This window comes from Caldovatus sediminis (assembly GCF_014644455.1).
GTDB lineage: Bacteria > Pseudomonadota > Alphaproteobacteria > Acetobacterales > Acetobacteraceae > Caldovatus > Caldovatus sediminis.
Map to the genome: position 1 here is coordinate 135,495 of NZ_BMKS01000001.1, position 23,626 is coordinate 159,120.

The following is a 23,626-nucleotide window of genomic DNA, read 5'->3' on the forward strand; positions in this document are numbered from 1 at the left end:
TGCAAGGCCCTGCGGTGCGGACCGCAGCGGCCGGAACGCGCGCCCAAGGCGGCGGCCCGGGTGGTAACGCAACAATCGGTTGCATCCGGCGCCAGAAAAGGGTGTTAGGGCAGCCGCAGCGGTCGCATGGGCGTGACCTGTCCGGCCCTGGAGCGCCGCCGCCGCGCCACCGAATCGCCGCGACGCACCCTCCTGCTACCGGACCGGCACCACGATGGGACAATGATATTGCACCGCAGTCGAACACCAGGCCACCCGGGGAAGGCCCGTGTCACTCCGCCGTGGCGCGCCCGGCCCGCCGGCCGCCCCGGGGCGGCGGGGGCGGCGCCCTGCCCGGTCCGGGCAACCTGCAGGGCGCTGCCGGGTTCGTGGGGGGCATCGTGATCGGCTTCCCGACCCGCATGGCTCAGGGCGCGGCGTCCGCCGCGCAGGCGGCGCGGAATGTCGAAACCGCGGTGGATGCGCGGGAGGGCCGATGGACGGCGAGCGACGCGCCCCGCCCGCATCCCCGACGGCCCTGCGCCCGGCCTGCGCCGCCCGAGCTGCGACCATAGTTCATCACATTGAGGAGAGATGAGACGATGATGCCGGGAGTGCCTCCCGCCGGCTCCGCCGCCCGCTCCGCCCGCCGCGCCCTCCTGCTGTCGGTCGGCGCGGCCGGCGGCTTCGCCCTGCTCGCCGCCTTGCCTCTCGGCAGCGGGCGGGCCCAGGCGATGGACATCGGACGCGCCGCCGCGTTCATCGAGCAGACCGGCAACCAGCTCGTCGCCGCGATCAACGACCCGCGGCTCAACCTCCAGCAGCGCCGAGAACGGGTAGCGAACATCCTGCGGCGGGCCGTGGACATCGAGGGCGTGGGGCGGTTCATCCTCGGCCGCTACGTGCACCAGGCGAGCCCGGCGGAACTGGCCGAGTATCTGCGGCTGTTCGAGCAGGTGATCATCCGCAACCTCTCCGCCCGGTTCGGCGAGTACCAGGGGGTGCGGTTCACGCTCGGCCGCAGCCAGCAGCTCGCCGGCGACGACGTGCTGGTCACCACCGTCATCCAGCGGCCGAGCACCCCGCCCTTCACCCTCGACTGGCGGGTCAGCGAGGTGGGCGGGCAGCCGAAGGTCGTGGACGTGATCGCCGAGGGAACCTCGCTGCGACTGACCACGCGCAGCGAGTACTCGGCGGTGATCCAGCGCAACCGCGGCAGCATTCCGGCGCTGCTCGAGGCGATGCGCAACCAGATCCAGGAGCTGGCGGTGCGCGAGGCGAGCGGCGGGGGACGGTAGCGCGGACAGGCGCGGCGCGGTCGGCCGCCCCCGGCCGGCCGGGCCACCGGCTGGCGGGTCGCAGGACCGGCTCAGAGCACGAAGTCGGAGGCGTCCGGGGCGACGAGCCCGCGGATCTGGATGCGGAATTCGGCGCCGTGCTGCCGCTGATGTTGCCGTCCACGAAGGTGTTGCCGCCCGACTGGAAGGCGCGGATCTGCCCGGTTCCGGCGAAGGCGCCGGCCTGGAACCCGGCGGCCAGCGTGTCGGCCCTGGCGATCTGCATCCTGCAGGCGGTGCCGGGGGCGATACCGGCGATCAGGCCGCGGTTCTCGACCGCGTTTCCGCCGCCCTGCAGCGTGACCCCATAGCTCGCGCCGGCGATCGTGCCGGCGTTGAACAGGGAATTGGCCTCCTCGAACGGCGGGATGCCGTCCATGCCGGTGACCGGCCCGGGCTCGCCCACGGTGATGTCACGCATGGCGGTCGCCGCTCGTTTCAGGCAAGCGCCCCGCGGCGGCCGGCGCCCGGGGCCCGCCGCGGACCGTCGGGCGGCACTGCCGGACGGGCCGCCGCAGCGTCGCCAGGGGGTCGCATTGCCCGTGGCCTCCGCCTCCTGCTACGCCGGCCATCCCCGCGCCCCCTTCGGAGACCTCCCATGCGCCTCGACGCCATTCCCGTCGGCGAGGATCCCCCTAACGACATCAATGTCGTCATCGAGGTCCCGATCGGCGGCGAACCCATCAAGTACGAGATGAACAAGGAGGCCGGCACGCTCTTCGTGGACCGGTTCCTCCACACGCCGATGCGCTATCCGGGCAATTACGGCTTCATCCCCCACACCCTCTGCGAGGACGGCGACCCGATGGACGTGCTGGTCGCCAACACCCGCCCGATCGTGCCCGGCGCGGTGATGAACGTCCGCCCGGTCGGCGTGCTGAAGATGGAGGACGACGGCGGCACGGACGAGAAGATCATCGCCGTGCCGGTGACGCGGCTGACCCGCCGCTACGTCCATGTCGTGAACCACACCGACCTGCCGCGCATCACGCTCGACCAGATCCGGCACTTCTTCGAGCACTACAAGGATCTCGAGCCCGGCAAGTGGGTGAGGGTGCTGGGCTGGGGCGACGCCGCGGAGGCGCGCGGCCTGATCGCCGCGGCGATCGCGCGGGCCTCGGCGGAAGGCGGCGCCGGCCGGCGGGCGTAGCCGGGGCCGAGGGGCCGCCGTTGCGCCCCTGCCGCGCCATGCTTATACGGGGCCGCCCGATGGGGGCCGCCCAGGGGCGGGGCGCCCCTCCCCCGCCGTGCCCGCCCCACACGGATCACCGAGGGAGTACCCGGTCTTGGAGACCATCGCCCTGCTCCTGGTCATCGCGCTGGGAGCGCTGTCCATCGTCTATGGCTACCTGACCGTGAAGGACGTCATGGCGCGCGACGCCGGCTCCGAACGGATGCAGGAGATCGCCCGCGCCATCCAGGAAGGCGCGTCCGCATACCTCAATCGCCAGTACACCACGATCGGCATCGTCGGCCTGGTGCTCTTCGTCGTCGTGTGGGTGCTGCTGGGCTTCCTGGTCGCGCTCGGCTTCCTGATCGGCGCGGTGCTGTCGGGCGCGGCCGGCTTCATCGGCATGAACGTCTCGGTCCGCGCCAACGTCCGCACCGCCCAGGCGGCGATGCAGTCGCTCGCCGGCGGTCTCGATGTCGCCTTCAAGTCGGGCGCGGTGACCGGGATGCTGGTCGCCGGCCTCGCGCTGCTCGGCGTCGCGGTCTACTACTTCGTCCTGACGAAGCTGCTCGGCTATCCGGCGAGCAGCCGCACGGTGATCGACGCCCTGGTGGCGCTCGGCTTCGGCGGCTCGCTGATCTCGATCTTCGCCCGTCTCGGCGGCGGCATCTTCACCAAGGGCGCGGATGTCGGCGGCGACATGGTCGGCAAGGTCGAGGCCGGCATCCCCGAGGACGACCCCCGCAACCCGGCGACCATCGCGGACAACGTCGGCGACAACGTCGGCGACTGCGCCGGCATGGCCGCCGACCTGTTCGAGACCTATGCCGTGACCATGGTCGCGACGATGGTCCTCGCGGCGCTGGCCTTCGCGGACGACAGCCTGCGCTGGGCGGGGATGCTGTTCCCGCTCGCCATCGGCGCGGTCTGCGTCGTCACCTCGATCGTCGGCACCTACTTCGTGAAGCTGCCGGCCAGCAACTCCATCATGGGGGCGATGTACCGCGGCTTCGTCGTGACCGGCGTGCTCTCGCTCATCGCGCTGCTGCCGCTGACCTACCTGGTGTTCGGCACCGGCACGATCACCGCGAGCGGGACGAGCTTCGGGCCCTTCGCGCTGTTCCTCTGCGGCGTGGTCGGGCTGGCGGTGACCGGGCTCCTCATGTGGGTGACGGAGTACTACACCGGCACCGGGTTCCGCCCGGTGCGGGCGATCGCCGAGGCCTCGCAGACCGGGCACGGCACCAACGTGATCCGCGGCCTCGCGGTCAGCATGGAGAGCACCGCCATCCCGGCGCTGATCGTCATCGCCGGCGTGCTGGTGTCCTACAACCTGGCCGGGCTCTACGGGCTCGCCATCGCGGTGACGACCATGCTGTCGCTCGCCGGCATGGTGGTCGCGCTCGACGCCTTCGGGCCGGTCACCGACAACGCCGGCGGCATCGCCGAGATGTCCGGGCTGCCGAAGGAGGTCCGCCAGTCCACCGACGCGCTGGACGCGGTCGGCAACACCACCAAGGCGGTCACCAAGGGCTACGCGATCGGCTCGGCGGGCCTCGGCGCGCTGGTGCTGTTCGCGGCCTACACGCAGGACCTTGCCTTCTTCGCCGCCAACCCGGATGCCTACCCCTACTTCCGGGACGTCGGGCCGATCACCTTCTCGCTCTCCGACCCCTACGTCGTGGTCGGGCTGCTGTTCGGCGGGCTGCTGCCCTACCTGTTCGGCGGCATCTCGATGACCGCGGTCGGCCGCGCGGCGCAGAGCGTGGTCGAGGAGGTGCGGCGGCAGTTCCGCGAGAAGCCGGGCATCATGCAGGGCACCGACCGGCCGGACTACGGCCGCGCGGTGGACATGCTGACCAAGGCGGCGATCCGCGAGATGATCGTGCCGAGCCTGCTGCCGGTGCTGGGGCCGATCGTGGTGTTCACGCTGGTGCTGTGGATCGCCGGCAAGGCGGCGGCCTTCTCGGCGCTCGGCGCGATGCTGCTCGGCGTCATCGTCACCGGCTTCTTCGTCGCGGTGAGCATGACCGCGGGCGGCGGCGCCTGGGACAACGCCAAGAAGTACATCGAGGACGGCCACTACGGCGGCAAGGGCTCCGAGGCCCACAAGGCCGCGGTGACCGGCGACACGGTCGGCGACCCGTACAAGGACACGGCGGGGCCGGCGGTGAACCCGATGATCAAGATCACCAACATCGTGGCGCTGCTGCTGCTCGCGGTGCTGGCGCACTGAACGGCCGCGCGGGCGCATCCGCGCCGGCCCCGACGGGAAGCCCCCTCCCCTGCGCGCGGGGGAGGGGCTTCTCTTTGCCCGGGAGGCGCCGTCGGGGAGGGCGGCGAGCCGCCCCCCTCACCCCACCCGCAGGTGGTCCGGCACGCGCAGACCGAGCCGCACCGGCACCGGCCACAGCTCCCGCACCGTCCGCAGCGTGCGGAACCCCGCGGCGAGGTAGCCCGGCAGCGCCCGCGGATGGTCCGCGGTGCAGGTGTTCACCGTCAGCGCCCGCGGCTTCTCCGCCCAGGCGGTGTCGATCGCGTGGCGCAGGAAGGGCGTGCCGAGCCGGTTGCCGATCGCGAAGGGCATCAGCCCGAAATAGCTGAGGTTGGTCCCGTGCGCCGAGCGCCGGTCGAGCTCGTAGAATCCCGCCGGCTGCCCGCCGACATAGAGGACGTGCACCGAGACGCCCGGATGCGACAGGATCGCGGCGATCTCGGCGTCCGGCGCCGCCCGGCGCAGCCACCACAGGTAGTCCTGCCCCACCGTGTTGTAGAGGAAGCGGTAGAAGGGCACCGCGCAGCGCGGCCGCACGCGCGCCACCACGGCGCCGCGCGGCAGCGGCCGCGCCGGCGCCTCGGGCGGCGCGTCCATGCGCAGGAAGGTGACGTCCACGGCGGCGGTGACGGTCGCCTCCCTCGCCTCCGCCGCGGACATGGCGTCAGTTGTCCAGGAAGGAGCGCAGCTTGCGCGAGCGCGAGGGGTGCTTGAGCTTGCGCAGCGCCTTGGCCTCGATCTGGCGGATGCGCTCGCGCGTCACGTTGAACTGCTGGCCGACCTCCTCCAGCGTGTGGTCGGTGTTCATGCCGATGCCGAAGCGCATGCGCAGCACGCGCTCCTCGCGCGGCGTCAGCGAGGCGAGCACCCGCGTCGTCGCCTCGCGCAGGTTGGACTGGATCGCGGCCTCGAGCGGGATGATCGCGGCCTTGTCCTCGATGAAGTCGCCGAGGTGGCTGTCCTCCTCGTCGCCGATCGGCGTCTCCAGGCTGATCGGTTCCTTGGCGATCTTCAGCACCTTGCGCACCTTCTCGAGCGGCATGCCGAGCTTCTCGGCGAGCTCCTCCGGCGTCGGCTCGCGCCCGATCTCGTGCAGCATCTGGCGCGAGGTGCGCACCAGCTTGTTGATCGTCTCGATCATGTGCACGGGGATGCGGATGGTGCGCGCCTGGTCGGCGATCGAGCGGGTGATCGCCTGGCGGATCCACCAGGTGGCGTAGGTGGAGAACTTGTAGCCGCGGCGGTACTCGAACTTGTCCACCGCCTTCATCAGGCCGATGTTGCCCTCCTGGATCAGGTCCAGGAACTGCAGGCCGCGGTTGGTGTACTTCTTGGCGATCGAGATGACGAGACGGAGGTTGGCCTCGATCATCTCCTTCTTCGCCTGGGTCATGTCGCGCTCGCCGCGGCTGACCGTGGCGAAGACGCGCTTGAACTCGCCGATCGGCAGGCCGGCCTCGTTGGCGGTCTCGGCGATCCGGGCGCGGATCGCCTCGACCTCGTCGCGCGACTTGGCGACGAAGGCCCGCCAGTTCTTGCCGAGCCTTCCCACATGGTCGAGCCAGCCCGGGTCGAGCTCGCGGCCGCGCCACTGCTCGAGGAATTCCTCGCGGCGGACCTTGCTCGCCTCGGCGAGGCGCAGGATCTGCCCCTCCAGCCCGGTCAGACGGCGGTTGATGCCCTTGAGCTGGTCCACCAGCTCCTCGATCCGGTTGTTGTGCAGGTGGACCTTCTCGACCAGGGCGACCAGCTCCTGGCGCTGCCGGTCGTAGGTCTTCTCGTTGCGGCCGGCGAGCTCCGCGCCGGCGGCGTAGGCCTCCATGCGCCGGTGGGAGAGCTTCTGCAGCCGGGAATAGGCGGCCTCGATCGCCTCGAAGGCGGCGAGCGCCTCCGGCTTCAGCTTCTCCTCGAGCGCCGAGAGCGAGAGGCCGAGCCCTTCGCCCTCCTCGTCCTCCGCCTCGTCCTCCGACGCCGCCTCGGCCCGGGCCGCGCCGTTGCCCGATGCCGCGGCGCCATTGCCGCCCGCGACCGCCGCCACCTCCGGATTGTCGGCGTTGGCCGTGGCCTCGAGGTCGATGACGTCGCGCAGCAGCATCCTCCCTTCCCGGACCGCCTCGTGCCAGCGCACGATGGCCTGGAAGGTGAGCGGGCTCTCGCAGAGCCCGCCGATCATCATGTCGCGCCCCGCCTCGATGCGCTTGGCGATGGCGATCTCGCCCTCGCGCGAGAGCAGCTCGACCGAGCCCATCTCGCGCAGGTACATGCGGACCGGGTCGTCGGTGCGGCCGAGGCTCTCCTCGTCCACGTTGCCGCCCGGCTCCTCCTCCTCCTCGCCCTCGCCCTGGGCCGCCCTGGCGGCGGGGCGCGCGACAAGCGCGGTCTCGCCGTCCTCGCTGTCCTCGCTCTCGACGACGTTGATGCCCATCTCGTTGAGCTGGGCCATGGTGTCCTCGATCAGCTCGGAGGACACCTGCTCGGAGGGCAGCGCGGCGTTCAGCTCGTCGTAGGTGACGTAGCCGCGCTCCTTGCCCCGGGTGATGAGCTTCTTGACCGAGGCGGTCAGCGTGTCGAGAAGGACGCCCTCCACGGCATCGTCGCGGCCATCCACGGCCTCGCCGCTGCCCCCCAGTTTCGTGCTCGCCATCCTGCGCTACCCCGCTCCGTCCCTCGTCGAGGGGGGACGCGCCCGGGCGTACGGCCCGGGCACGCGCGATCGTCCCCCTACCCTATGGGTCCCCCGCGAACCCGTCCTGCCCGGAGGTGCCGTCGCCGCGGCGCAGCGCGGCCAGGGCCTCGGTCAGCCGGATCAGGCGCCGCTGCGCCGCGGGGTCGTTGGTCTCGACCAGCGCCCTCTCGGCCGCGCGCCGGTCGTCCACCAGATCCGCCTCGCCCCGGAGATAGCCGAAGAAGTGCCACCACCCGTCCAGCGCCTCTCGCGGCTGAGCATCCGCCGTCGCGGCGGTCGGCAGGCCCGCGCCCTGGAGCGCCCAGGCCAGCGCGTCCGCCGCGCCCATCGAGGCGAGTTGGGACATCAACCCGGCCGAGTCAAGCGCGCCCGCCCCCTCGGCCCGCGACGCCGCGGCGTGGCAGGCGAGGATCGCCGCGCGCAGGCGCGTCGCCTCGCCCTCCGGCAGGTCGAGCGCCGCCAGCGGCTCCTCGACCTCGTCGAGCAGCCAGGGATGGCGCAGCGTGATGGCGAGCAGGATGCGCGCGCGCTCGCGCCGCACCGCGGGCGGATCCAGGGGCGGGCGCGGCGGCCGCGGCGACGGCGCGCCCGCGGCGCGGAACCGCCGCGCGCCGATGCCGCCGGGCGCGGCGCGCCGCGCCGACCCGGCCGCGGCGAAGAAGCGGTCGAGCCACGCGCGCCGGTACTCCGCCGCCAGGGCCCGATCCGGGATGGTGCCGGCGACGGCGACGAGGCGGTTGCGCAGCGCGGCGCGCTGCTCCGGCGCCTCGGGCAGGCGCGCTCCGGCGAGCATGGCGAAGAGCGCCTCCGACAACGGGCGCGCCGCGTCCAGCAAGGCCTGGAAGCCGCGCGGCCCCTGCCTCGCGACCAGCGTGTCGGGGTCCTCGCCCCCCGGCAGCGTCGCGATGCGCAGCGTCCGCTCCGGCGCGAGCAGCGGAAGCGCGGCGAGCGCCGCGCGTTCCGCCGCACGCGCGCCGGCGGCGTCGCCGTCGAAGCACAGCACCGGCTCGGGGGTGAGGCGCCACAGCTCCTCCAGGTGCTCCTCCGTCAGCGCCGTGCCGAGCGGCGCGACCGCGCCGCCGAAGCCGGCCTGGTGCAGCGCGATGACGTCCATGTAGCCCTCGACCACCACCACGGCGGCGCCGCGGAACGCCGCCTCGCGCGCCAGGTCGAGGCCGTAGAGGGCGCGGCGCTTCCGGAACAGCGCCGTCTCCGGGCTGTTGACGTATTTCGGCTGGCCGTCGCCGAGGATGCGCCCGCCGAAGCCGATCACCCGGCCGCGCCGGTCGCGGATCGGGAACATGACCCGGTTGAAGAAGAAGTCGGAGTAGCCCCCGGCGGCGCCCTCGCCCTCGCGCGGCCTGACGAGCCCGGCCTCGACGAGCTGCTCCGGCTCGACGCCTTCCGCCTTGAGGTCGGCGGCCAGCGCCCCGCGCCCGGCGCCGGACCAGCCGAGGCCGAAGCGGGCGATCGTCTCCTCGGTCAGGCCGCGGCGATGGAGGTAGTCGAGGGCGGCGCGGCCCTCGGGCAGCCGCAGGCGCCGCTCGAAGGCCGCCGCGGCGGCGGCGAGCACGGCGTGGAGGTCGCGCGCGCGGCGCTCGCGCTCCGCCGCCTCGGGGCCGGGCTTCGGCACCTCCAGCCCGGCCTCCGCCGCCAGCCGTTCCACCGCCTCGAGGAAGGAGGCGCCCTCGGCGCGCATGACGAAGGAGACCGCGTCGCCATGCGCCCCGCAGCCGAAGCAGTGGAAGTGGTCCTCGTAGACGTAGAAGGAGGGTGTCTTCTCCTGGTGGAAGGGGCAGCAGCCCTTCCAGTTGCGCCCGCCGGCGCGGATCAGCCGCGTCCGGCGCCCGATCAGTTCGGCGAGCGGGGTGCGGGCGCGGAGTTCGTCGAGGAAGGCGGGCGGCAGGGCCATGGCGCGTGCCGGATGAACCTAGCACGCCGGGCCGGGAATGGCCCGCCCCCACGCCTGTTCCGGAGTCCGCTCAGCCGGGCGCGGCCGAGCGGCGACACCGGCTGAGCAGCACCCCGCCGAGGGCCAGCATCAGCAGGGTCCCCAGGCCAAGGATCCACTCGCTCACGCCCGGTCCGGCGGCCACGTCCTCGGGAAGGCGCAGCCGGGTCGGCTCGGCCGGGTCGTAGACGACCGTCGTCCGCCGCCCTCGCGGGAAGTCGGAGAGACTGACGGCCGTGGAGGCCCGGGCCTCGACCTTGCGTCCGTCGGCGGTGACGAAGCGGAACACCGGGCGGTGGATCGTGGCCCCGCGCCGGCTCCGCACCGATTCCATGCCGACGACGATCGCCTCGGCCTGTTGGCCCCTCCGCATCAGGTGGACGAACTCGCTGGTCTGGGACCAGGTGCCGTAGCCCAGCACCAGGCCGACCAGGATGCAGAAGACGCCGAGGCCAAGGGGGCTGCCCCCGTGCCTTGCCGCCGCCGGCCGCGGGGTCGTGGCGCCCACCGGTCGGTGCCTCCCGGAAGAGTGGCTCGAGAAGTCTCGCGCATGCACAGGCGGTGGGCAACGCACGCCGTCGCGGACCGCCGGGCCGGGCGCCGTCACGGCCGGGACTGTGTCAGCTCCGGCGCTTGAACAGGGCCACCGCGGCAAGCCCAAAGGCCGTAAGGGCCAGGGCGGCGAGGATCCAACTCAGGGCGCCGACCCCGCCGCCCACCGAGTCGGCGGGACGGACGCTCGAGGGGTTGGCAGGGTCGTATACCACCGCGACCGGGCGTCCGCTCCTGTATGGCTCGACCGAGGGGACGGAGACGGACGATCGCTCGCGCAGCATGCGCCCGTCGGCGGTACGGAAGAGGAAGACCGGATAGTACGTGGAGACGCCGCGGCGGCGATGCTCCTCGATCGAAGGCACCCGCGCCTCCGTGCGGACGCCGTTGGCGGCGAGATGGCGATCCTCGGCGATCGGCATCCAGGCGAGCACCGCGAGACCGATGCCCGCTGCCAGGAAGATGATGCCGGCGACGAAAGGTCGCTTCGGCACCGGTCGCGCCGGGGGCGTGGCGGCTCCACTCATCGCGCCGGGCCCTGCGCCGCGATGGCAGGGGCGACACAGCGGGCGTGACGCATGGCACGAACCCTCCCGCGCCCAGGCTGCGCCGGTTGCCGCGGCCGCGCAACGGAAATCCACACGGCGCGGCGCACGGCCGCCTGCGGCGCGACCGGCACGTCGAGCCCCGGGCGGGCCGTGCGGGCCGGAGCGCGCCCTATCCCCCGAGCCGCGCCTTCACCAGCGGCCCGGCCTTGGCGAGATCGAGCGTCGCCGCGTGCTTCGCCCGCAGCGCCGCCATCACCTTGCCCATGTCCTTCACGCCGGCGGCGCCGGTCTCCGCCACCGCCGCCTCGATCGCCGCGCGCATCGCCGCCTCGTCCAGCTGCTGCGGCAGGAAGGACTCGATGACGCGGATCTCGGCCTCCTCCTTCTCCGCCAGGTCGTGCCGGCCGCCCTGGCGGTAGAGGTCGGCGCTCTCGCGGCGGGACTTCACCATGCCGCGCAGCATCGCGACGATCTGCTCCTCCGGCACCTGGTCCACGCCGGAAGGACGGGCGGCGATGTCCGTCTCCTTGAGCCGGGCGAGGATCATGCGGAGGGTGGAGATGCGCGCCGCGTCGCCGGCCTTCATCGCGGCCTTCAACTCCTCGGTGAAGCGGGTGCGCAGGTCCATCGGGGCCTCCTCGGGTCGGCCGGCGGTATAGCGCGGATGGGGCCGGGGCGGCAGGCGCAAGGGCGGCAGCGGGGGTCGGCGCGGCGGGCCGCGACTCGGCTGGGAGGGAATTTCCCAACCCGCTCCGATTCCGGTTGCGTCGGGAAGAGATTTCCCACATTTGACCGCCCATGCGGTCCGTCGAAGACATCCTCGCCCTGATGGGCGGCCCGGAGGCCGCCGCCGCCCGCTGCGGCGTCGGCACCGAGGCCATCCGCAAGTGGCGCCAGGCGCGCGCGATCCCGGCGAGGCACTGGCCCGCCGTGCTCGCCGCCACCGGCCTCTCCCTGGCCGATCTGCCCGGCGCCCCCGAACCGGAGAGCCACGCGATGCCCGAGCCCGACAGCGCGCCGCCGGCGGGCGCGACCGCCGCCCTCGTCCTCGGCGACGGCACGGTGCTCTGGGGCCGGGGCTTCGGCGCGCCCGGAACGCGGGTGGGCGAGGTCTGCTTCAACACCGGCATGACCGGCTACCAGGAGACGCTGACCGATCCCTCCTACGCCGGGCAGATCATCACCTTCACCTTCCCGCACATCGGCAATGTCGGCGCCAACCCCGAGGACATCGAGGCGACGACCCCCGCCGCGCGCGGCCTGGTGGTGAAGCAGGACCTCACCGAGCCCTCCAACTGGCGCGCCACGCGGCACCTGGACGCCTGGCTGAAAAGCCACGGCGTGCCCGGCATCGCGGGGGTGGACACGCGCGCGCTGACCGCGCGCATCCGCGATGGCGGCGCGCCGAACGGCGTGCTGTGCTTCCCGGCCGACGGGCGCTTCGACCTCGCCGCGCTGCGGCGGGAGGCGCGGGCGTGGCCCGGGCTGGTCGGCATGGACCTGGCGCGCGAGGTCTCCTGCCGCCAGTCCTACCGCTGGGACGAGACGGAATGGGTCTGGCCGCGCGGCTACGGCCGCCAGACCGCGCCGCGCCACCGGGTGGTGGCGGTGGACTACGGGGCGAAGCGCAACATCCTGCGCTGCCTCGCCTCCGCCGGCTGCGAGGTGATCGTGGTGCCCGCCACCGCGACCGCAGAGGAGATCCTGGGCCACGCCCCGGACGGCGTGTTCCTCTCCAACGGCCCCGGCGACCCGGCGGCGACGGCGGAATACGCCGTGCCGGCGATCCGCGGCGTGCTGGAGCGCGGCGTGCCGCTGTTCGGCATCTGCCTCGGCCACCAGCTCCTCGCCCTCGCGCTCGGCGCGCGCACCTACAAGATGGAGCGCGGCCACCGCGGCGCGAACCAGCCGGTGAAGGACCTGGCCACGGGCAAGGTCGAGATCACCAGCCAGAACCACGGCTTCGCGGTGGACGAGAAGACCCTGCCGCCGAGCGCGAAGGTGACGCATGTCTCGCTGTTCGACGGCTCCAACGAGGGCATCGCCTGCACCGACCGCCCGGCCTTCTCCGTGCAGTACCATCCGGAGGCGAGCCCGGGGCCGAGCGACAGCCACTACCTGTTCCACCGCTTCGTCGCGCTGATCGAGAGGCACAAGGGAGGGAGCGCCAGGGCATGAGCGGCATGTTCGACCTCGGCGGGCGCGTCGCCCTCGTCACCGGGGGCAATGGCGGGATCGGCCTCGGCCTCGCGCGCGGGATGGCGCGCTGCGGCGCGGCGGTGATGGTGGCGGGGCGGAACGCGGCGAAGAACGCCGCGGCGGTGGCGGAGCTCTCCGCCCTCGGCGCGCGGGCGGAGGCGGTGGAGGCGGACGTCACCGACCCGGACTCGGTCGCGGCGATGGTGGCGCGCACGGTGGAGCGCCTCGGCCGGCTCGACATCCTGGTGAACAACGCCGGCACCAACATCCGCCGCCGGCCGGAGGAGTACCGGCTGGAGGACTGGCGGACGGTGCTCGACACCAACCTGACGAGCGCGATGCTCGCCTCGCGGGCGGCGCATCCGCACCTGAAGGCCGGCGGGCGCGGGCGGGTGATCAACATCGGCTCCATGCTCTCGATCTTCGGCCTGCCCTTCCATGTCGCCTACGGCGCCTCCAAGGGCGGGATCGTGCAGATGACGCGCTCGATGGCGGTGGCCTGGGCGCCGGACGGGATCACGGTGAACGCGCTGCTGCCCGGCTGGATCGACACCGAGCTGACGCGCAAGGCGCGCCAGGACATGCCGGCGCTGAACGCCAACGTGCTGGCGCGCACGCCGATGGGGCGCTGGGGCGACCCGCGGGATTTCGAGGGGATCGCCGCGTTCCTCGCCTCCGACGCGGCGGCCTTCGTCACCGGCACGGCGATCCCGGTGGACGGCGGGTTCTCGGTGCAGGGGTGAGATGCCCGCGGCCGAAACCCTCCTCGTCTTCGCCGCGCTCTCGCTCGGCCTGGCGCTGACGCCCGGGCCGAACATGCTCTACCTCGTCTCGCGCACGCTGGCGCAGGGGACGCCGGCGGGGGTGATCTCGCTGCTCGGCTGCCAGTGCGGCAGCCTGGTGATCATGCTGCTCGCCGCCGCCGGCATCACCGCGGCGCTGCTCGCCATTCCCTACGCCTGGGACGCGCTGCGGCTCGGCGGCGCCGCCTATCTCGCCTACCTCGCCTGGCAGTGCCTGCGCCCCGGCGCGGCGCCGATCTTCGCCCCGCGCGCCCTGCCGCGCGAGGGCGCGGCGCGGCTGTTCGGCCTCGGCTTCGCCACCGCGGCGCTCAACCCGAAGGTGGCGCTGTTCTACATGGCGGTGCTGCCGCCCTTCCTCGATCCGGCGCGCGGCGCCGTGTTCCTCCAGGGCGCGGCGCTCGGCGCGGTGCAGATCGGCATCGCGATCGCCTTCGACGCCGCGCTCGTGCTCGGCGCCGGCTCCGTGGCGCGCTTCCTCGCCGGGCGGCCGGCCTGGATGGCGGCGCAGCGCTGGGTGCTCGGCGGCGCGCTGGCGCTGCTCGCGGCGAGGCTCGCCACCGAGACGCGGCGATGACCGCCCGCCGCCCGCCGCGCCGCGCCGCCCCAGGCGGCGCCGTCCGCCCCTGTCCGCCCCGTTCCCCGTCCCGCTGAGTCCGCCCCCATGCCGAAGCGCACCGACATCGCCTCCATCCTCATCATCGGCGCCGGCCCGATCGTCATCGGCCAGGCCTGCGAGTTCGACTATTCCGGCGCCCAGGCCTGCAAGGCGCTGAAGGAGGAGGGCTACCGGGTGATCCTGGTGAACTCCAACCCGGCGACGATCATGACCGACCCGGGGCTCGCCGACGCCACCTACATCGAGCCGATCACGCCCGAGATCGTCGAGAGGATCATCGCCAAGGAGCGCCCCGACGCGCTGCTCCCCACCATGGGCGGGCAGACGGCGCTGAACACGGCGATGAAGCTCGCCGCCTCCGGCGCGCTGGAGAGGTACGGCTGCGAGCTGATCGGCGCCCGCGCCGAGGTGATCGAGAAGGCCGAGGACCGGCAGAAGTTCCGCGACGCGATGGCGCGGATCGGCATCGAGAGCCCGCGGAGCGCCATCGCCCACAGCATGGCCGAGGCGTGGGAGGCGCTGGAGCAGGTGAAGCTGCCCTGCGTCATCCGCCCCTCCTTCACCCTCGGCGGCACCGGCGGCGGCATCGCCTACAACCGCGAGGAGTTCGAGCAGATCGTCACCGCCGGCCTCGCCGCCTCGATGACCACCGAGGTGCTGGTCGAGGAGAGCGTGCTCGGGTGGAAGGAGTTCGAGATGGAGGTGGTCCGCGACCGCGCGGACAACTGCATCATCGTCTGCTCGATCGAGAACCTCGACCCGATGGGCGTGCATACGGGCGATTCCGTCACCGTCGCCCCGGCGCTGACGCTGACCGACAAGGAATACCAGCGCATGCGCGACGCCTCGATCGCCTGCCTGCGCGAGATCGGGGTGGACACCGGCGGCTCCAACGTCCAGTTCGCGGTCAACCCGGCCGACGGGCGCATGGTCATCATCGAGATGAACCCGCGCGTCAGCCGCAGCAGCGCCCTCGCCTCCAAGGCCACCGGCTTCCCGATCGCCAAGGTCGCGGCCAAGCTCGCCGTCGGCTACACGCTCGACGAGCTCCGGAACGACATCACCCGCGTGACGCCGGCGAGCTTCGAGCCGACGATCGACTACGTGGTGGTGAAGATCCCGCGCTTCACCTTCGAGAAGTTCCCCGGCACGCCGCCCGTCCTCACCACCTCGATGAAGAGCGTCGGCGAGGCGATGGCGATCGGCCGCAGCTTCGCCGAGGCGCTGCAGAAGGGCCTGCGCAGCCTGGAGACCGGCCTCTCCGGCCTCGACGAGGTGGAGCCGCCGGGCGACGGCAGCGCCCAGGCCTTCCACGCGGCGCTGGCGACGCCCAAGCCGGACCGCGTGCTGATGGCGGCGCAGGCGCTGCGCGCCGGCGTCTCCGTCGCGGAGATCCACGAGGCGTGCCGGTTCGATCCCTGGTTCCTGCGCGAGATCGAGAAGATCGTGCAGGCCGAGGCGGCGGTGCGCGCCGGCGGCCTGCCGCGGGACGCGACGGGGCTGCGCCGCCTCAAGGCGATGGGCTTCTCCGACCGCCGCCTCGCCGCGCTCGCCGGCACGACCGAGGCCGAGGTCGCCGCGCACCGCCTGCGCCTCGGCGTCACGCCGGTCTTCAAGCGCATCGACACCTGCGCCGCGGAGTTCGCCTCCGCCACCGCCTACATGTACTCGACCTACGAGGGCGGCTTCGGCACGCCGGAGTGCGAGGCGCGCCCCTCCGACCGGAGGAAGGTCGTCATCCTCGGCGGCGGCCCGAACCGCATCGGCCAGGGCATCGAGTTCGACTACTGCTGCGTCCACGCCGCCTACGCGCTGCGCGAGGCCGGCATCGAGACCGTCATGGTCAACTGCAACCCGGAGACGGTCTCGACCGACTACGACACCTCCGACCGCCTCTACTTCGAGCCGCTGACCGCCGAGGACGTGATCTCCCTCATCCGCAAGGAGCAGGAGCGGGGCGAGCTGCTCGGCTGCATCGTGCAGTACGGCGGGCAGACGCCGCTCAAGCTCTCCCAGGCGCTGCACCGGGCGGGCATCCCGATCCTCGGCACCAGCGCGGAGGCGATCGACATCGCCGAGGACCGCGAGCGGTTCCAGCAACTGCTGAAGTCGCTCGGCCTCAAGCAGCCGCAGAACGGCACCGCGCGCACGCTGGAGGAGGCCTGCGCCGAGGCCGAGCGCATCGGCTACCCCGTCGTCGTCCGCCCCTCCTACGTGCTCGGCGGCCGGGCGATGGAGATCGCGCACGACCGCGCGCAGCTCCTGCGCTTCGGGCAGGAGGCGGTGCGGGTCTCCGGCGAGAACCCGATCCTCATCGACCAGTACCTCGCCGACGCGATCGAGGTGGACGTGGACTGCATCGCCGACGCGGCGGGCGATGTCTATGTCGCGGGGGTGATGGAGCACATCGAGGAGGCCGGCATCCATTCCGGCGATTCCGCCTGCTCGCTGCCGCCCTACTCGCTGCCGCCCGCGGTCGTCACCGAGCTCAAGGCGGAGACCGAGGCGATGGCCAGGGCCCTCAAGGTCAGGGGCCTGATGAACGTGCAGTACGCGGTCAAGGACGGCGAGATCTACGTCCTCGAGGTCAACCCCCGCGCCTCGCGCACCGTCCCCTTCGTCGCCAAGGCGACGGGCGTGCCGGTCGCCAAGATCGGCGCCCGCGTCATGGCCGGCGCGCTGCTGCGCGAGTTCGACCTCGACGACGCCGCCATCGCCCCGCATGTCGCGGTGAAGGAGGCGGTCTTCCCGTTCAGCCGCTTCCCCAACGTGGACGTCATCCTCGGCCCGGAGATGAAGTCCACCGGCGAGGTGATGGGCCTCGACCACTCCTTCGAGCGGGCCTTCGCCAAGTCCCAGCTCGGCGCGGGGGTGCGGCTGCCGCTCGCCGGCACCGCCTTCCTCTCGGTCAGGGACGGCGACAAGACCGCCGCGGTTTCGCTCGCCCGGCGGCTGCACGAGATGGGCTTCGGCCTGCTCGCGACGCGCGGCACGGCGGCGCGGCTGCGCGAGGCCGGGCTGCCCTGCACCGTCGTCAACAAGGTGCTGGAGGGCCGCCCCCACTGCGTGGACGCGATCAGGTCCGGCGAGATCCAGCTCGTCATCAACACGACCATGGGCGGGCAGAGCGTCGCGGACAGCTTCGACATCCGCCGCGGCGCCCTCACCCACGGCATCCCCCACTACACGACGATCGCCGGGGCCCGCGCGGCGGTGCACGCGATCGCCGCGCTCAGGGCGGGGACCCTTGATGTGGCACCCCTCCAAGCCTATTTTTCTCGCTCGTTCTGAGCGGATCGGGTGGGGCGGTCGCCGGCGGCATTGGGCCCCTGGCACCGCCGCTCGCCATCCCCTGCAACCATTCCCCTCGCCGCACGAACTGCCCGAAATTTGGCACTGGGATCAGGGCCGGCGGGGGGCAATCACGGGCTTCAAGGAAGGGCGTAGCGTCGTGCAGAAGATCCCCATGACCGCGGAAGGCCTAGCGCGCCTCGAGGAGGAGCTGAAGCAGCTCAAGGCCGAAGTGCGCCCCGCGATCATCCGCGCGATCGCCGAGGCGCGCTCGCACGGCGACCTGTCCGAGAACGCCGAGTACCACGCCGCACGGGAGCGCCAGTCCTTCGTCGAGGGCCGGATCGCCGAGCTCGAGAACATCGTCGCCGCCGCCGAGGTGATCGACGTCTCGCGCCTCTCTGGCGACCAGGTGAAGTTCGGGGCGCGGGTGACGCTGATCGACGAGGAGACGGAGGAGCAGAAGACCTACCGCATCGTCGGCACCTACGAGGCCGACATGAAGGAGGGCTCGATCTCCATCACCTCGCCGCTCGCCAAGGCGCTGATCGGCCGCAAGGTCGGCGAGTCGGTCGAGGTGCCGGCGCCCGGCGGCGCCCGCGCCTACGAGATCGCCGACATCCGGTTCGGCTGAGCCGCGGCGTCCCCGTGCCGCACCGCGGCCTCGCCCTCGGCATGCCGGCGGAGCCTGCCGCCCCGCCGCCGATCGGCCTCGCCGAGCTGCGCGCCGCGGCGGAGCGCATCCGGGGGGCCGTGCTGCGCACGCCGACGATCGAGTGCGCCGGCCTCTCGCGCGCCTTGGGCTGCCGCGTCTTCCTCAAGCTCGACAACCTGCAGGCGACCGGCGCCTTCAAGGAGCGCGGCGCCGCCAACCGCCTCGCGCTGCTGAGCGCGCGCGAGCGCGCGGCGGGCGTGATCGCCATGTCCGCCGGCAACCACGCCCAGGCGGTGGCGCGGCACGCGCAGCGCCTCGGCATCGCCGCGACCATCGTGATGCCGCGCTTCACCCCCGCCACCAAGGTCACGCGCACCGAGGCCTGGGGCGCGCGGGTCGTGCTGCACGGCGACACCCTGGCCGAGGCCGCGGCGCACGCGCACGAGCTCGCGCTGCGCGAGGGCCTCACCTTCGTCCACCCCTACGACGACCCCGCGGTGATCGCGGGCCAGGGCACCCTCGCCCTGGAGATGCTCGAGGACGCGCCGGCGATCGAGGTGCTGGCGATCCCGGTCGGCGGCGGCGGCCTGGTCGCCGGCTGCGCCGCCGGCGCCGCGGAGCTGCGCCCCGATGTGCGGGTGTTCGGCGTCGAGGTCGAGGGCTATCCCGCCATGGCCCAGCGCCTCGCCGGGCAGCCCGTGCAGGTCGGCGGCCCCACCATCGCCGAGGGCATCGCCGTGCGCGACGTGGGCGAGGTGCCGCTCGCCATGCTGCGCCGCCTCGGCGTCGCGATGCTGGTGGTGCCGGAGCGCGCGGTGGAGCAGGCGATCGCCATGCTGGTCGAGGAGGCGAAGGTGGTGGCGGAGGGTGCCGGCGCCGCCGGCCTCGCCGCCGTGCTCGCCTTCCCGGAACGTTTCGCCGGCAGGGCGGTCGGCGTCGCGGTCTGCGGCGGCAACATCGACTCGCGCATCCTCGCCAACGTGCTGCTGCGCAACCTGCTGCGCGACGGGCGGCTGCTGCGCCTGCACCTCGACATCCCGGACCGGCCGGGCGTGCTGGCCGACATCGCGACGCGCGTCGCCGCCGCGGGCGGGAACGTGATCGAGGTCTCGCACCAGCGCCTGTTCGCCGCGCCCTCCGTGCAGTCGGCCGAGCTCGAGCTGATGATCGAGGTGCGCGACGCCGCCCAGGGCAACGCCATCGTCGCGGCGCTGGAGGCCGGACAGTACGCGGTGCGGCGCGGCTAGGCGCCCGGGTCGGGCACCCGGCGTCCCCGGGCCGCGCCCGGCGCCCGCGCGCCGGTCCCGGCGACGCGGACGGCAGCGGCCCCGGCCGGGGAGGCGGCGCCTTGCCAGCCCGCGGCCGGCGCGCCATGCATGGAAGCGGCAGCCGCGGCATGTCGGGCCTGTAGCTCAACGGTCAGAGCGGGCCGCTCATAACGGCTTGGTTGCAGGTTCGAATCCTGCCGGGCCCATGCCGCTCCGGCGCCGCGCGCGCGCCATCGGCGCCCGCCCGCCTTGGCGCACCCCGGGCGTGCCGGTAGAACCGCGCCCTCAATCCCCACGATCCTCCAGGTCCCCGCGACATGGCCGCCTACCAGTACGTCTACGTCATGAAGAACCTCACCAAGGCCTATCCGGGCGGGCGTGAGGTCTTCCGAGGGATCACCCTCTCCTTCTTCCCCGACGCCAAGATCGGCGTGCTCGGCCCGAACGGCGCCGGCAAGTCCACGCTGCTGCGCATCATGGCGGGCCTCGACAAGGACTTCGGCGGCGAGGCGTGGGCCGCGGAAGGCGCGCGCGTCGGCTACCTGCCGCAGGAGCCGCAGCTCGACCCCGGCCTGACGGTCGGCGAGAACGTGATGGGCGCCTTCGCCTCCGTGCAGGCCGACCTCGCGCGCTTCAACGAGATCAGCGCGAAATTCGCCGAGCCCCTCTCGGACGAGGAGATGAACGCCCTCCTCGCCGAGCAGGCCGAGCTGCAGGAGCGCATCGACGCCGCCAACGGCTGGGAGCTCGACCGCACGGTCGAGATCGCGCTCGACGCGCTGCGCTGCCCGCCGGCGGACAGCCCGGTGACGCACCTCTCCGGCGGCGAGAAGCGGCGCGTCGCGCTCTGCCGCCTGCTGCTCGAGAAGCCGGACCTGCTGCTGCTCGACGAGCCGACCAACCACCTCGACGCCGAGAGCGTCGCCTGGCTGGAACGGACGCTGCGCGACTATCCGGGCGCGGTGCTGGTGGTCACCCACGACCGCTACTTCCTCGACAACGTCACCGGCTGGATCCTGGAGCTCGACCGCGGCCGCGGCATCCCCTACCAGGGCAACTACTCCGCCTGGCTGGAGCAGAAGCGCAAGCGCCTGCAGCAGGAGGAGCGCGAGGAGAGCGCCCGCCAGCGCGCGCTGGCGGAGGAGCGGGAGTGGATCGCCTCCTCCCCCCGCGCGCGCCAGGCGAAGTCCCAGGCGCGCATCCGCGCCTACGAGGAGCTGCTCGCCAAGGCCAACGAGAAGGGTCCCGACACGGCGGAGATCGTCATCCCGCCCGGCCCGCGGCTCGGCAGCCTGGTGATCGAGGCCGAGCACCTGCGCAAGGGCTACGGCAACCGGCTGCTGATCGACGACCTCTCCTTCAAGCTGCCGCCGGGCGGCATCGTCGGCGTGATCGGCCCGAACGGCGCCGGCAAGACGACGCTGTTCCGCATGATCACCGGGCAGGAGACGCCCGATTCCGGCAGCCTGCGCGTCGGCGACACCGTCGTCCTCGGCTACGTGGACCAGAGCCGCGACACGCTGAACGGCGACAACTCCGTGTGGGAGGAGATCTCGGAGGGCAGGGACACGATCCAGCTCGGCCGGCGCGTCGTGCAGTCGCGCGCCTACGTCGCGGCGTTCAACTTCAAGGGCCCCGACCAGCAGAAGAAGGTCGGCGTGCTCTCGGGCGGCGAGCGCAACCGCGTGCACCTCGCCAAGATGCTGAAGTCGGGCGCCAACGTGATCCTGCTCGACGAGCCGACCAACGACCTCGACGTGGACACGCTGCGCGCGCTGGAGGAGGCGCTGATGGACTTCGCCGGCTGCGCGGTGATCATCAGCCACGACCGCTGGTTCCTCGACCGCGTCGCGACGCACATCCTCGCCTTCGAGGGGGATTCGCAGGTCGTCTGGTTCCAGGGCAACTACCAGGCCTACGAGGAGGACCGGCGACGCCGCCTCGGCGCCGCGGCCGACCAGCCGCACCGCATCAAGTACAAGCCGCTGACGCGGTGAGCGCGGGCGCCGTCCTGCCGCGCGGGGCGCTGGCCACGCCGGGGCGCATCCTGCGCACCGCGCGGCTGATGCTGCTGCCGCCGGGCCCCGAGAACCTGCCGGACCTGATCCGCCTCAAGGCCGACGAGCGCGTCTTCGGCTTCATGCTCCACGGCACCCGCACGCCCGAGCGCACGCGCGAGGAGCTCGAGGACGACATGGCGTTCTGGCAGGTGCGCGGCTACGGCACCTGGTGCGTGTTCGAGACGGCGAGCGGCGACTTCCTCGGCATCTGCGGCTTCATGGAGCGGCCGGACGGGCGCGGCGTGGCGCTGCGCTTCGCGCTCTGGCCGGAGTGCCGCGGCAGGGGCTTCGCGCGGGAGGCGGCGCGGGCGGCGCTCGCCTTCGGCCACCGCGCGGGGCTCGCGCGCATCATCGCGGTGGCGCGGGAGACGAACCTGGCCTCGCGCGCCGTGCTCGCCGACATCGGCATGCGCGAGTGCGACGCGTTCCTGCACCACGGCCACCGCATGCTGGTGTTCGAATCCGTGGCGTGAGGCGGCGGACGAGCAGGGGGCGCCGGCGTGGCGCCCCCTCCGCTGCGGTCGGCGGAGCCGCGCTCAGCCGCCGATCCACTCCTCGACCTTGACGTAGTCCACGTGCAGGCCGACGTGCTCGGGGGTGGTCTCGTCGGGCAGCGGGACCCAGCCCTGGGTGGCCCAGGTGCCGACGAAGACGCCGATTGAGGCGGTCATCTTCTGGCCCGGCAGCTCCTCCGGCCCGCCGGTGTACACGACCTCGCCGTCGATGGTGTAGACGACGCCCTCGGGCGTCCACTGGACCGCGTAGGTGTGCCAGTCGGTGCTGTCGATCTCGGTCCAGGCGGTGCGGTAGGCATCGTCGCCATTGCCGCCCGGGCCTTGCCAGTGGTTGGTGGTCGCGACCCATTGGCCGTCGGCGTCCACCACCTCCATCAGGTCGAACTCCGGCGGCCAGGCGTCGGCGGCGGAAGGCCAGCCCATGATGGCAGGGGCGATGCCCTGCGCGGCGTCCCACTTGGCGCGCACCTCGATGCGACCGTAGTCGACGCCGAAGGCGTCGGGACCGAAGTCGATGGCGAGCCCGGCGCCGGTGTAGTAGCCGTTGTCCTGCAGATCGGCGCTCACCTCGAGCTCGCCATCGCGCACCTTCACGCCGTCCGGGTTCCACCACATGCCGCTGTGGTGCGGCCCCTGCATGATGGCCTTCCACCGGCTCAGGTCGCCGTCCACGTCGAAGCCGTCGTAGAAGACGGTGCGGAACGCGCCGCCCGGGCCGGGCGGAACGGCGCCGCCGGTCCCGGGATCGGCCGGCGCGGCGGGCGGGGCGCCGCCGGGCTGCTCGAGCTGCTCGCGGGTGACGCCGCTGACGCCGGGCAGGCGGACGACGTCGTCGCCCCAGCCGTAGCGGTAGATGGTGACGGGGACGCCGTCGGCGCGGATGACCTCGCGCACCACCGCGCCGTAGGGGCCGGAGGCGAGGCTGTCGACGCCGACCTCGAAGTTGGTGATGACCGCCCGGCCGTCCCCTGCGGCGAAGGCGAAGCTGTCGGCGCCGTCGGTGGCGCGGAGCCTGGTTGCTGTCATAGGTGCTGAGACCCCCCTTGTCTCGCGATCGCGTGATCGCGTAGCGGGGGAGAGAAAAGATCAGACATAAACCGTGAGGCAACACCAAAATGCGTCTGGACAGGAAAGTCGCGTTCTGATGGGAAACTTATGATTTCACCGGGAAGTTTCGGTGATTTTTGGAATCAATGTTGCCTTCGGCACGATACGAGAGCGTTTGATTGTTCACTCCGCAACGAAACCGCGCGCGACGGGCGCCCTTCCGGGCCCCCGCTCGCCGACGCCGCGGGGCCCGCATCCCGGCCGTCGCGCGGAACCGCCAGGGATTCCGGCGGGCGTTCCCGGCGTTGGCGCCCGGCGATGGCGGCGCGTCGGCGGGTGCGGTCCGGCGGAACCGCCGGGGAGGCATGGCGAGGGGTCGCGTCGCCTGGCGCAGGCGCGATGATGCCTGGCGGGTGGAGCCGCGGCGTCGCGCGGTCGCGGCGCGCAGGCGGAGGCGGGGCGTGCTGCTGGCGGCGCCGATGGTGTCCGGGATCACGCGGCAAGCGGGCCGAGCGGCGCGTTCCCCGGACGGCCCGAGGGGAATGGCGCCGACCTGGCGGACGACCGCCTCGGTCCGCTTTGCGGCCCGAGCGCCGGGAAGCAAGCCGACGACATCGGCGCGCCCGGCGAGGCAGTGGCGGGCCCCGTCCGGCGCGTCCGGCGGAGGGGCACG

19 protein-coding genes and 1 tRNA gene are annotated in these 23,626 nt (G+C 73.0%); 13 read left to right on the forward strand and 7 right to left on the reverse strand.

Going from position 1 to position 23,626, the window contains the following annotated elements:
* Positions 1–581: 581 nt before the first annotated feature.
* The 4 genes from IEX99_RS00595 to IEX99_RS00610 all read left to right on the forward strand — a co-directional run bounded on the left by IEX99_RS00595 (position 582) and on the right by IEX99_RS00610 (position 4,723).
* Positions 582–1,277 carry an MlaC/ttg2D family ABC transporter substrate-binding protein gene (locus tag IEX99_RS00595; RefSeq protein ID WP_229677718.1) on the forward strand — a complete coding sequence of 232 codons (696 nt, stop codon included), beginning with the start codon at positions 582–584 and terminating at the stop codon, positions 1,275–1,277.
* Between the two features lie 137 nt (positions 1,278–1,414).
* The gene (locus IEX99_RS00600) at positions 1,415–1,627 is read left to right on the forward strand and encodes a hypothetical protein (RefSeq protein WP_188897388.1); all 213 of its coding nucleotides are present in this window, start codon (positions 1,415–1,417) and stop codon (positions 1,625–1,627) included.
* A 287-nt stretch (positions 1,628–1,914) separates the two neighbouring features.
* Positions 1,915–2,466 carry an inorganic diphosphatase gene (gene ppa / locus IEX99_RS00605; protein ID WP_188897390.1) on the forward strand — a complete coding sequence of 184 codons (552 nt, stop codon included), beginning with the start codon at positions 1,915–1,917 and terminating at the stop codon, positions 2,464–2,466.
* A gap of 136 nt (positions 2,467–2,602) precedes the next feature.
* Positions 2,603–4,723, forward strand: coding sequence for a sodium-translocating pyrophosphatase (locus IEX99_RS00610; protein WP_229677719.1), 2,121 nt, complete (start codon positions 2,603–2,605; stop codon positions 4,721–4,723).
* A 117-nt stretch (positions 4,724–4,840) separates the two neighbouring features.
* Here the strand turns inward: IEX99_RS00610 and IEX99_RS00615 are convergent, their stop codons facing one another.
* The 6 genes from IEX99_RS00615 to IEX99_RS00640 form a co-directional block, all read right to left on the reverse strand.
* The gene (locus IEX99_RS00615; RefSeq protein WP_188897391.1) at positions 4,841–5,422 is read right to left on the reverse strand and encodes a GNAT family N-acetyltransferase; all 582 of its coding nucleotides are present in this window, start codon (positions 5,420–5,422) and stop codon (positions 4,841–4,843) included.
* 4 nt (positions 5,423–5,426) lie between these two features.
* Positions 5,427–7,406, reverse strand: coding sequence for an RNA polymerase sigma factor RpoD (gene rpoD / locus IEX99_RS00620; RefSeq protein ID WP_188897394.1), 1,980 nt, complete (start codon positions 7,404–7,406; stop codon positions 5,427–5,429).
* An 82-nt stretch (positions 7,407–7,488) separates the two neighbouring features.
* On the reverse strand, positions 7,489–9,360 hold the full coding sequence (gene dnaG, locus IEX99_RS00625; RefSeq protein ID WP_188897396.1) for a DNA primase: 1,872 nt from the start codon (positions 9,358–9,360) through the stop codon (positions 7,489–7,491).
* A gap of 70 nt (positions 9,361–9,430) precedes the next feature.
* Positions 9,431–9,907, reverse strand: coding sequence for a DUF3592 domain-containing protein (locus IEX99_RS00630; RefSeq protein ID WP_188897398.1), 477 nt, complete (start codon positions 9,905–9,907; stop codon positions 9,431–9,433).
* 112 nt (positions 9,908–10,019) lie between these two features.
* A complete protein-coding gene (locus tag IEX99_RS00635; RefSeq protein ID WP_188897400.1) occupies positions 10,020–10,445 on the reverse strand; it encodes a DUF3592 domain-containing protein in 426 nt (141 codons plus the stop codon).
* 223 nt (positions 10,446–10,668) lie between these two features.
* Positions 10,669–11,127, reverse strand: coding sequence for a GatB/YqeY domain-containing protein (locus IEX99_RS00640; protein WP_188897401.1), 459 nt, complete (start codon positions 11,125–11,127; stop codon positions 10,669–10,671).
* Positions 11,128–11,297: 170 nt separating this feature from the next.
* Here IEX99_RS00640 and carA point away from each other — a divergent pair, with 170 nt between their 5' ends.
* The 9 genes from carA to IEX99_RS00685 all read left to right on the forward strand — a co-directional run bounded on the left by carA (position 11,298) and on the right by IEX99_RS00685 (position 21,864).
* On the forward strand, positions 11,298–12,677 hold the full coding sequence (gene carA, locus IEX99_RS00645; RefSeq protein WP_188897403.1) for a glutamine-hydrolyzing carbamoyl-phosphate synthase small subunit: 1,380 nt from the start codon (positions 11,298–11,300) through the stop codon (positions 12,675–12,677).
* Positions 12,674–13,441 carry an SDR family NAD(P)-dependent oxidoreductase gene (locus IEX99_RS00650; RefSeq protein WP_188897405.1) on the forward strand — a complete coding sequence of 256 codons (768 nt, stop codon included), beginning with the start codon at positions 12,674–12,676 and terminating at the stop codon, positions 13,439–13,441. Before carA ends, IEX99_RS00650 begins: the two co-directional genes overlap by 4 nt.
* A gap of 1 nt (position 13,442) precedes the next feature.
* Entirely contained in the window at positions 13,443–14,075 is a 633-nt protein-coding gene (locus IEX99_RS00655; RefSeq protein ID WP_188897407.1) for a LysE family translocator, read from the forward strand.
* Positions 14,076–14,162: 87 nt separating this feature from the next.
* Positions 14,163–17,408, forward strand: a complete 3,246-nt coding sequence (gene carB, locus IEX99_RS00660) for a carbamoyl-phosphate synthase large subunit (protein WP_188897409.1) — start codon at positions 14,163–14,165, stop codon at positions 17,406–17,408.
* Positions 17,409–17,568: 160 nt separating this feature from the next.
* Positions 17,569–18,042 (forward strand): transcription elongation factor GreA, encoded by a 474-nt coding sequence (greA, locus tag IEX99_RS00665; protein ID WP_188897411.1) that lies wholly within the window; start codon positions 17,569–17,571, stop codon positions 18,040–18,042.
* A 41-nt stretch (positions 18,043–18,083) separates the two neighbouring features.
* Positions 18,084–19,310 (forward strand): threonine ammonia-lyase, encoded by a 1,227-nt coding sequence (locus tag IEX99_RS00670; RefSeq protein ID WP_188898226.1) that lies wholly within the window; start codon positions 18,084–18,086, stop codon positions 19,308–19,310.
* A gap of 154 nt (positions 19,311–19,464) precedes the next feature.
* Positions 19,465–19,537 (forward strand) — tRNA-Ile (locus IEX99_RS00675).
* Positions 19,538–19,648: 111 nt separating this feature from the next.
* Positions 19,649–21,328, forward strand: a complete 1,680-nt coding sequence (gene ettA / locus IEX99_RS00680; RefSeq protein ID WP_188897413.1) for an energy-dependent translational throttle protein EttA — start codon at positions 19,649–19,651, stop codon at positions 21,326–21,328.
* Positions 21,325–21,864, forward strand: coding sequence for a GNAT family N-acetyltransferase (locus IEX99_RS00685; RefSeq protein ID WP_229677720.1), 540 nt, complete (start codon positions 21,325–21,327; stop codon positions 21,862–21,864). Before ettA ends, IEX99_RS00685 begins: the two co-directional genes overlap by 4 nt.
* Before the next feature lie 63 nt (positions 21,865–21,927).
* On the opposite strand, the gene IEX99_RS00690 is transcribed toward IEX99_RS00685, so the two are convergent.
* Positions 21,928–22,932, reverse strand: a complete 1,005-nt coding sequence (locus tag IEX99_RS00690; RefSeq protein ID WP_188897415.1) for a glycoside hydrolase family 16 protein — start codon at positions 22,930–22,932, stop codon at positions 21,928–21,930.
* Positions 22,933–23,626 lie beyond the last annotated feature (694 nt).